Here is an 8,822-nt window from a genome sequence, read left to right on the forward strand (position 1 = left end):
GTTCCTTTCCTCATTTATGTAACGACCGGCACAGAATGTGGCAAGTTGCGCGACACAGTCAATTGATTTATTTTATCGATCGATACAGATATCGACGAAGGAACGGACGCAATGGCTGAACGGGGCCGACCGAGGAGCTTCGACAAGGAAGCCGCGCTGGAACGCGCGATGGAGGTGTTCTGGCGCCTCGGCTACGAGGGCGCGTCGATGACCGACCTGACGGCCGCGATGGGCATCGCATCGCCGAGCCTGTATGCGGCGTTCGGCAGCAAGGAAGCATTGTTCCGGCAGGCGCTCGAGCACTACCGCGCAACGGAGGGAAAAGAAATCTGGGGGGGCGTCGAGGAGGCCGGCAGCGCATACGACGCCGTGCGGAACTACCTGATGGATACCGCACGCGTGTTCACGCGGCGATCGAAGCCGGCTGGCTGCCTGGTCGTGCTGTCGGCGCTGCATCCGGCCGAGCGCTCGGATACGGTTCGGCAAACGCTGATCGCGATGCGCGAGGGCACGGTCGAGAGCCTGCGCGAGCGCCTCAGGCAAGGTGTCGCGACCGGCGAGATCTCGGCGCACGCGAACCTCGACGCGATCGCGCGGTACTACGTAACCGTCCAGCAGGGGATGTCGATCCAGGCGCGCGATGGTGCGAGCCGTCGCGATCTCGAGGCCGTCGCGATGGCTGCGCTGGCCGCGTGGCCAGCGCTCGTCGGTATGGGCGGCGCGTAGCGGCAGGACGCCGCCGCACACGGCCGCCCCGCGCGTTACTGCCTTTCAGCGTGCTGCACGTCCTTCGACGCATGCCACACGCGATAACGCACCTCGAAACCGTCCGGCACATAGACGACGAGCGGCAGGCGGCTGTTGTAACGCAGCAGCTGGCCATCGCCGCGCACCTGCACGAACCGCTGCTGCGGCGCCTGGCCCGGGCACGCCATCAGCGTCGACGCCGGGCCCTTCACGTCGGTGAGCTGGTAGTACGTATAGCCCCAGCCCTTCACGTCCTCGGCGGTCAGCTCGCCGCCGAACCACTGCTGGTTGCAGTCGGTCTGCAACGTCTTGCCGATCATCAGCTCGACGCGCGCATCGCCTTCGTTCTCGAGCGCGGGCAGCGCGATCACGACGCGCTGCTGGCCGGCCGCTGCCTGCGGAAACATCTTGATCGACTCGGCCGGCACGGCGGGCGCCGATGCAGGCGCGGCCAAGCAGGCGGCGGCAGTCGTCACGCACAAGGCGGCCAGCGCGGCCCGGATCGCGAATTTCATCGAGGTACTCCTGAAAAACAAATGAGCTCCGGATGCTAACACTTTCGTCACATGACCTTACGGCGCCGTAATTTGACGACACAATTGCAAACAGCTGGCAATCCCCTTGCGCGGTACTTATAGGGGAACCAACGGAGAACATCATGCTGAAGCTCATTGCTGCCGCCGGCGTCGCGACCTTGCTGGCCGGCTGCGTCGTCGCACCGGACGCCGGATACGGCTACGGCCAGCCCTACTATTCCGATCCGGGCTACGCATACGCGCCGTCCCCCGTGTACGGCACGGTCAACATCTGGGGCGGTGGCGGCGGACGCGACTGGGATCGCGGCCGGCGCGACTACCATCGCTGGGACGGCGATCGCGGCAACCGCGGTAACGGCTGGGGGCACGGCGGCGGACGCCGCGGCGACTGGAACGATGGCGGCGGAGGCGGCGGCCATCGCCACTGACGCACAATTGCAACCGTTTGTATCCGCGCACGGCCCGCCGATGGGCGGTCGCGCCGGTCTTGTGTTACTCAGACGAACGGACTCCCGCGCAAAAGACAAAGGCCCTCGCACGAAGCGAGGGCCTTTTGTCGTCCAGTGCGGCGAAGCGAACGTCGGCGGCGCAGGCCGCCCGGCACCGGCCGTTCACGCGTCACGCATCCGCCCGCTTACCACCCGGCCGGCTGCGCGTAGCCACCCCGCACCGGCGCGCCGCACACGTACGCACGCTGATAGCGGTCGTAGCAATAGTTCGGGCCGTCGTCCTGGTACTGTGCCTGCTGGTAGGTCGGATAAGCAGGCTGCTGGTACGCGGGGGCCTGGTAGTACGTCGGCGGCTGATAGGCCGGTGCCTGGTACACGGGCGCCTGATACGCGACGGGCGGATTCATCGCGGACGTCACGATCGCGCCCAGCACCGCGCCGCCGATCAATGCGCCGATGACGGCGCCGCCGTCGCGGCCATGCGCGGACGCCGGCCCCGCCACGGCAAGCGAACCGGCGAGGACACACACTGCGGCAATTTTTTTCATGATGGGCTCCCACGCGAAGTGGTACTGGATGCGATGCATTGTGGCGGCAGGCGGCCGTAATAGATGCAGCAAGTGGTAACGCGCGATTACCGCTGTCACGCACACCGAAATGCGGCGCCGCCATGCTAGGATTTTCGGCATACAGGAGACGCCTTCATGCAGCCCGAAACCGCCCGCCGTTTCGATACAGAATTCGCCCCGCGCATCGCACAGGCGATCGCCGCCTTCTTCGCCGATCACGTGCTGACCGACGTCGTCCCGTATGGCGGCCACGGGCACCCGACGCGCGTGCAGATCCGCAGCACACCGCACGAGCATGTCAGCGGCTTCGAGCATCCGCTGAATCTCGAACTGACCTGGGACACCGACGAAATCGAGCGGCTGATGGAACCGGACGGCCCGCGGCGCTTCGAGCACTACCTGGCTGCCCTCCCGAAAAAGCTGGGCGCATGGGAAGGCGCGCGCGACATCGATCTCCTGTCGCGCACGCAAGCCGACCCGCTCGTGCGGCTCGGCGGCCTCGACTTCGAAGGCTGAGTGCCGGCGTCGCGCCATGCGGCCCGGTGATACACTCGGCCGGCCACGCCTCGGCGCAGTTGCGCCGGCCGGGCCGCTCATCGCCGCCTCCACCCTCCCGCATGGTTGCGCACGCAACCGGCAGCCGGGCGCGCGGACAACCACGCATCTGCTCCCGCCATGAACGCCGATACCGGCCTGCCGCTTCCGCAACGCTACTGGGCGATCGTCTGCGTCGCACTGGGCATCACGCTCGCCGTGCTCGACGGCGCCATCGCAAACGTCGCGCTGCCGACGATCGCACGCGACCTGCACGCGTCCGACGCCGCATCGATCTGGATCGTCAACGCATACCAGCTCGCGGTCACGATCACGCTGCTGCCGCTCGCCTCGCTCGGCGAGCGCATCGGCTATCGCCGCATCTACGTCGCGGGGCTCGCGCTGTTCACCGCGGCGTCGCTCGGCTGCGCGCTCGCCGGCTCGCTGCCGATGCTGGCCGTGATGCGCGTGATCCAGGGTTTCGGCGCGGCCGGCATCATGAGCGTCAACGCGGCGCTCGTGCGGATGATCTACCCGTCGTCGATGCTCGGGCGCGGGCTGTCGATCAACGCGATGGTCGTGGCGCTGTCGTCGGCGATCGGGCCGACGGTCGCGTCCGCGATCCTGTCGTTCGCATCGTGGCCGTGGCTCTTCGCGGTCAACGTGCCGATCGGCATCGCCGCGGTGATCGGCAGCCTGCGCGCGCTGCCGTCCAACCCGCTGCACGATGCGCCGTACGATTTCCCGAGCGCGCTGATGAACGCGTGCGTGTTCGGTCTGCTGATCACGGCGGTCGACGGGCTCGGCCACGGCGAAGGCCATGCGTACGTCGCGGCCGAACTGGCCGTCGCGTTCGTCGTCGGCTACTTCTTCGTGAAGCGCCAGCTGTCGCAGCCGGCGCCGCTGCTGCCCGTCGACCTGATGCGCATCCCGATGTTCGCGCTGTCGATCTATACGTCGATGGCGTCGTTCACGTCGCAGATGCTCGCGTTCGTCGCACTGCCGTTCTGGCTGCAGCACTCGCTCGGCTTATCGCAGGTCGAGACGGGCCTCTACATGACGCCTTGGCCGCTCGTGATCGTGTTCGCCGCGCCGCTCGCGGGCGTGCTGTCGGATCGTTATTCGGCGGGCATCCTCGGCGGAATCGGGCTCGCCCTGTTCGCGGCCGGGCTGCTGTCGCTCGCGACGATCGGCGCGCACCCGGGCACCGTCGACATCGTGTGGCGGATGGCGCTGTGCGGTGCAGGCTTCGGGTTGTTCCAGTCGCCGAACAACCGCGCGATGCTGTCGTCGGCGCCGCGCGAGCGCAGCGGTGGCGCGGGCGGCATGCTGAGCACCGCGCGGCTGACCGGGCAGACGCTCGGCGCCGCGCTCGTCGCATTGATTTTCGGGCTCGTCCCCGATCGCGGGCCGACGATCGCGCTCTATGTCGCCGCGGCATTCGCGGCGGTGGCCGCGCTCGTCAGCATGCTGCGCATCGCGTCGCCACGACCGGACGCGGCAACCTGACACCGTCGCGCGCCGCCCCGCGCGTCATTCGGCGTCGAGCGCGTTCATCACGAAACGCACACGCGCCTGCACGCTCTCGCGCGGCAGTTCGATCAGCCGATAGCCATACGACGTATAGCACTCGACCATCGCGTCGTAGGTGCGCACGGCTTCCGCGAAATCCTGCCGGCGCTCGGTGTCCTGCGCATAGATGTCCGGCCACGGCGGCGCGATGAACACGCGCGGGTGATAGCGGAAACGGTTGGCCGCGGCCTCCGCATGCGCGGGCACGGCCAGCCCCGTCAGCCGCAGATAGCCGATCACGTCCGGCACGCCGCGATCGAAGAACACGGGCCCGCGCGCATGCCGCGCGAGATCGTACGAGCGCATCTCCCAGCTCAGCATCAGCTCGGCAAACGCGGCTGGGTCGCGCCACGGCAACGCGTGACCGTCGATCGCCATCTGGTCGCGGATCACGCCCCGCCCGGCTTCCTGCGAGCGCGCGCAACCGGCGCGCTCGAGCGCATCGAGCAGCGTGCTCTTGCCCGAACCCGGGCCACCGGTCACGACGAAAAAGCGGCGGGTGGCGTCGTCGCTCGTGTCGTCGGCGGTGCCGGGCCCCTGCGTGACCTCACGCATGCACGACCCGCCGGCCCGCGCGCCGCGTGACCGACGCGGCGGCCGCGACACTGCGCAAGTCGGCGACGAACGTATCGCGCCAGACCGACAGGTCGTTTCCGCGCAGCCGCGCGAGGTTCTCCTCGTGGCGCGCCTGCCGCTCCGCGAGCGGCATCGACAGCGCGCGCTCGAGCGCCTCGGCCATCTGCGACAGGTCGTACGGATTGACGAGGAGCGCGCCGGTCAGCTCGGCCGCCGCGCCCGCGAACTCCGACAGCACGAGCACGCCCGGGTCGGCCGGATCCTGCGATGCCACGTACTCCTTCGCGACGAGGTTCATCCCGTCGCGCAACGGCGTCACGTAGCCGACCTGCGACATCCGGAAGAACGCCATCAGCAGGTTGCGCTCGTACTTGCGGTTCAGGTACTGGATCGGCGTCCAGTCGAGCTGCGAGAAGCGGCCGTTGATGCGGCCGGCCTCGCCTTCGAGCGTTTCGCGAATGTGCTGATAGGTCTGCACGTCGGAACGCGTCGGCGGCGCAATCTGCAGCAGCGACACGCGCCCCTGCCAGCCGGGCGCATTCGCGAGCATCCGCTCGAACGACTGGAAGCGCTCGACGAGCCCCTTCGAATAATCGAGACGGTCGACGCTCATCACCAGCTTGCGGCCGTCGAGCGCCTCGCGCAGCATCTTCACCGGCTTGCGCGCGCCGTACTGGACGGCTGCCTGCGCGATCGCGTCGGGATAAACGCCGATCGGATAGGCGGCGACCTTCACGACACGCCCGTGAGCGTGCAGCATCCCGTCGTCGCTCGCCGCGCCGATCCCGCGCCGCTCGATGTAGTCGGTGAACGCCTGCTTGTCGGCCTCGGTCTGGAAGCCCGCGACGTCGTATGCGCACATGAATTTCACGAGTTCCTCGTGCGGCGGCACGAGGCGCAGCATGTCGGGCGACGGAAACGGGATGTGCAGGAAGAAGCCGATCGGGTTCTTCACGCCGAGCTCGCGCAGGTAATGCGCGAACGGCAGCAGGTGATAGTCGTGCACCCAGATCAGATCGTCGGGGCGCAGCAGCGCGGCGAGCTGCTTCGCCAGCATCGCGTTCACGCGCAGATAGCCCGCGTACTCCTGGCGGTCGAAGCGCGCGAGATCGCCGCGGTAATGGAACACCGGCCACAGCGTCGCGTTCGAGAAGCCGCGGTAGTACTGGTCGTAGTCGCGCCGGGTCAGCCCGACCGTCGCATAGGTCACGTTGCCGTCTCGCTGGATCGCGGGCTCGGCATCCGGCGCACCGACGATCTCGCCGTTCCAGCCGAACCAGACGCCGCCCGTTTCCTTCAGCGCATCCATCACGCCGACGGCCAGGCCACCGGCGCTCGGGCGCGTGTCCTCGCCGGCGGCGACACGGTTCGATACCACGATCAATCTGCTCATGCGGCTTTCCCTCCTCGATTCGATGGGCTGGCGCGCGGCGCGCGCCAAGGCTGGCACGGCGGCCCGAAGGCGGCCGTGCGGCGATTCAGACGTGAGAAATGCAGGTGTGAAAGGCTGCGGCGGAATACGACGGCAACGACATCAGGCGTCCTGCTCCTGACCGAGATCCCGCTGATAGTCGAGCCCTTCCGGGCGGGCACCGCCCTGGTTGTGATCGCCGTCGGACGGCGTCTCGCCGGGCGCACCGGCAGGCGGTGCCGATGGCGCGTCGGTCTGCGGATGCGGGCGATCCGCCCCTGCGTCGGGCGGCCGGGGCGAAAACCGTTTCGAACGTCGCATGGCCGGGTGTCTCATGTGCGGCGCGGCCCGAGGCCGTCGTAGAAACATTCCATAACTGAAAAGTCTAGGTCGCTTCCTTGCACGCCAAAGTAACAATTACCTTCAATTTGTAACGTTTCGACCCCTCACGATCCACCTGTCCGACAATAACGCCGCGCGTACGCGCGCGGGATGCCGTCCGGCGATTTGTCAAAGCTTTGCATTTTTCCTATGACAATTGCGAAACAATGACGCGGCATGAGGGCGCGCACGCGTTGCCGCTCACCCAGACAGGACTTGCACTCAGGGATGAACACTCGTTTCGAATCGCCGCGCCGGGCCATTCCGGCGCGCGTCGTGCTGGCCGCGATCGCCACGGCCGCACTGCTGTCCGGCTGCAACTCGCTGTACAGCGAGGGCGCGACAGCCGGCGCCGGTATCGCGGGTGCCGCGATCGCCTCCAAGGTCACCAACAACGCCGCCGTCGCGACGGGCATCGGCCTCGGCGCCGTCGCCGGCGCGCGTGCGGGCGTCCAGTACTCGCAGCGCGTCGCACACCGTTACACACAGGAACAGATCGCGAAGGCGGCCGGCCCGCTCGACGTGGGCGGCGTCGCGCCGTGGTCGACGCACCACTCGTTCCCGATCGAGGACGACGAACAGGGCCGCGTGACGGTCAGCCGGATGATCAGCATCGGCCCGCTCGACTGCAAGGAAATCGTGTTCGCGGTCGACACGCCCGCGAAAGCCGACAAGGCCGCGCAATCGGCGTTCTACGTCGCCACGATCTGCCGCGACGGCCCCGTGTGGAAATGGGCATCGGCGGAACCGGCAACCGAACGCTGGGGCTCGCTGCAATGAGCGTCGCGATCCGTATCGCGGCCATCGGCGCGCTGTGCGCGGCGGCGGCCACGCTGTCGGGCTGCGGGTCGGTCGGCGCGGCGAGCGGCGCGCTTGCCGGCGCCGCGACGGGCCTCGTCACCGCGAACCCGGCGGTCGGCGTCGGCGTCGGGATCGCCGTGCAGGCCGCGACCGACGAAGCCGTGAACCGCACGATGAAACAACTCCATCAGAATCAGCAGGACGCGATCGCGAAGACGGCCGGCAGTCTCGCCGTCGGCGAAGTGAAGCCGTGGAAGGTGAAGAACACGCTGCCGCTCGAAAACGGCGAAGGCGAAGTGCGCGTCACGCGCGCGTATTCGTCGGCGCTCGCGCTGTGCAAGGAATTCGCGTTCTCGGTGAAGGACGGCGACAAGGCCGACTGGTTTTTCGCGAATGCGTGCCAGCAAGGCACGCACTGGAAGTGGGCGTCGGCGGAGCCGGCCGTCGATCGGTGGGGGAATTTGCAGTAGCGGAGCGGTGTGCCGCGCGTCGGTCAATCAATGCGCGTCGCTCATCGGACACACTGGTGGTCCGGGCGATCAGATCGATGCGCCTGTACGTAGATTGAACGCAGCCCGCATGATATCCGGGGCGATCATTTCCATTCGACTCAGCTCGGCAAGCACCGCCGCAAGCATGTCATCGACATCAGGATCCACCGCCCTCATGTGCTTCAACACTGCGGGCCGAAAGGCTTCGTCTTCGTTGATACCCGACTCCCCCGTCTGGCGTCGCGCACGATACAGCACGCCCACCCAATAACGAGTGCGCTCGATTGCGCTCCATCCCGCATACGTATTCGTGAACTTCGCTCGTTCGATTGCCTGCCGAACGACCGGCTCGGGCTCGTCCAGAAACGGCACAAAGAACATCTGTTCGCCGACGGCAAGCTTCGACGACGTCACCGGATCGTGTGCGGTATAGGTTTCATAGCGAACGTCGGTATCGGCCTCGAGCCTATTGCCTACGTGCACGCGGATCCCGTCTTGCAGCACCATCTGACGCTCCGGCGGAAATTGCGCTTCACGCTCGCCGCGCGACAGCAGACGCCCTAGCCTCGGGGAAAACTCGATTTCGTGCTGACGACCGATTCGCGGGTCGACATACCAAACGATGACGGTTTGCGACTCCGCATTCTCGAACGCCGTCAGAAAATCAGTCTCTGAGATCAATGCTGCCAACGAGGAAGGCAGCACGGAATACGGCAAGCTGTCCCGCTTCAGCATCATTACTCCCTCAATTCGCC

At 67.2% G+C, this 8,822-nt stretch carries 12 protein-coding genes; 6 read left to right on the top strand and 6 right to left on the bottom strand.

The genetic code is table 11. The features are described from left to right. Window positions 1-111 precede the first annotated feature (111 nt). Window positions 112-726 carry a TetR/AcrR family transcriptional regulator gene (locus AB3K92_RS35515; protein WP_369466728.1) on the top strand — a complete coding sequence of 205 codons (615 nt, stop codon included), beginning with the start codon at window positions 112-114 and terminating at the stop codon, window positions 724-726. 35 nt (window positions 727-761) lie between these two features. On the opposite strand, the gene eco is transcribed toward AB3K92_RS35515, so the two are convergent. Next, on the bottom strand, window positions 762-1,262 hold the full coding sequence (gene eco / locus AB3K92_RS35520) for a serine protease inhibitor ecotin (RefSeq protein ID WP_059486241.1): 501 nt from the start codon (window positions 1,260-1,262) through the stop codon (window positions 762-764). A gap of 143 nt (window positions 1,263-1,405) precedes the next feature. On the opposite strand from eco, the gene AB3K92_RS35525 reads away from it, so the two are divergent. After that, complete coding sequence (locus tag AB3K92_RS35525) at window positions 1,406-1,711, top strand: hypothetical protein (RefSeq protein WP_021158523.1); 306 nt, start codon at window positions 1,406-1,408, stop codon at window positions 1,709-1,711. 206 nt (window positions 1,712-1,917) lie between these two features. Here AB3K92_RS35525 and AB3K92_RS35530 read toward each other — a convergent pair whose 3' ends face one another. Further along, on the bottom strand, window positions 1,918-2,319 hold the full coding sequence (locus AB3K92_RS35530; RefSeq protein ID WP_021158522.1) for a hypothetical protein: 402 nt from the start codon (window positions 2,317-2,319) through the stop codon (window positions 1,918-1,920). A 117-nt stretch (window positions 2,320-2,436) separates the two neighbouring features. On the opposite strand from AB3K92_RS35530, the gene AB3K92_RS35535 reads away from it, so the two are divergent. Together AB3K92_RS35535 and AB3K92_RS35540 are read left to right on the top strand one after the other, a co-directional pair. Further along, entirely contained in the window at window positions 2,437-2,817 is a 381-nt protein-coding gene (locus tag AB3K92_RS35535; protein WP_048025380.1) for a DUF5594 family protein, read from the top strand. Window positions 2,818-2,976: 159 nt separating this feature from the next. Continuing rightward, a complete protein-coding gene (locus tag AB3K92_RS35540) occupies window positions 2,977-4,344 on the top strand; it encodes an MFS transporter (protein ID WP_369466729.1) in 1,368 nt (455 codons plus the stop codon). 24 nt (window positions 4,345-4,368) lie between these two features. On the opposite strand, the gene AB3K92_RS35545 is transcribed toward AB3K92_RS35540, so the two are convergent. The 3 genes from AB3K92_RS35545 to AB3K92_RS35555 form a co-directional block, all read right to left on the bottom strand. Then, window positions 4,369-4,962, bottom strand: a complete 594-nt coding sequence (locus AB3K92_RS35545; RefSeq protein WP_369466730.1) for an AAA family ATPase — start codon at window positions 4,960-4,962, stop codon at window positions 4,369-4,371. Further along, window positions 4,955-6,376: an alpha,alpha-trehalose-phosphate synthase (UDP-forming) gene (otsA, locus tag AB3K92_RS35550; RefSeq protein WP_048025379.1), complete on the bottom strand. Its 1,422-nt coding sequence runs from the start codon at window positions 6,374-6,376 to the stop codon at window positions 4,955-4,957. Before otsA ends, AB3K92_RS35545 begins: the two co-directional genes overlap by 8 nt. 141 nt (window positions 6,377-6,517) lie before the next feature. Then, window positions 6,518-6,715, bottom strand: coding sequence for a hypothetical protein (locus tag AB3K92_RS35555; RefSeq protein WP_021158517.1), 198 nt, complete (start codon window positions 6,713-6,715; stop codon window positions 6,518-6,520). A 288-nt stretch (window positions 6,716-7,003) separates the two neighbouring features. On the opposite strand from AB3K92_RS35555, the gene AB3K92_RS35560 reads away from it, so the two are divergent. After that, window positions 7,004-7,555 (top strand): hypothetical protein, encoded by a 552-nt coding sequence (locus AB3K92_RS35560; protein ID WP_021158516.1) that lies wholly within the window; start codon window positions 7,004-7,006, stop codon window positions 7,553-7,555. Further along, window positions 7,552-8,046: a hypothetical protein gene (locus AB3K92_RS35565; protein ID WP_021158515.1), complete on the top strand. Its 495-nt coding sequence runs from the start codon at window positions 7,552-7,554 to the stop codon at window positions 8,044-8,046. The genes AB3K92_RS35560 and AB3K92_RS35565 overlap by 4 nt, the downstream gene beginning before the upstream one ends. Before the next feature lie 69 nt (window positions 8,047-8,115). On the opposite strand, the gene AB3K92_RS35570 is transcribed toward AB3K92_RS35565, so the two are convergent. After that, a complete protein-coding gene (locus tag AB3K92_RS35570) occupies window positions 8,116-8,802 on the bottom strand; it encodes a hypothetical protein (protein WP_369466731.1) in 687 nt (228 codons plus the stop codon). Window positions 8,803-8,822: the final 20 nt, after the last annotated feature.

Origin of the sequence: Burkholderia sp. Bmkn7, assembly GCF_041103175.1 — a bacterium.
In the GTDB taxonomy this organism is placed as follows: Bacteria; Pseudomonadota; Gammaproteobacteria; order Burkholderiales; family Burkholderiaceae; genus Burkholderia; species Burkholderia cepacia.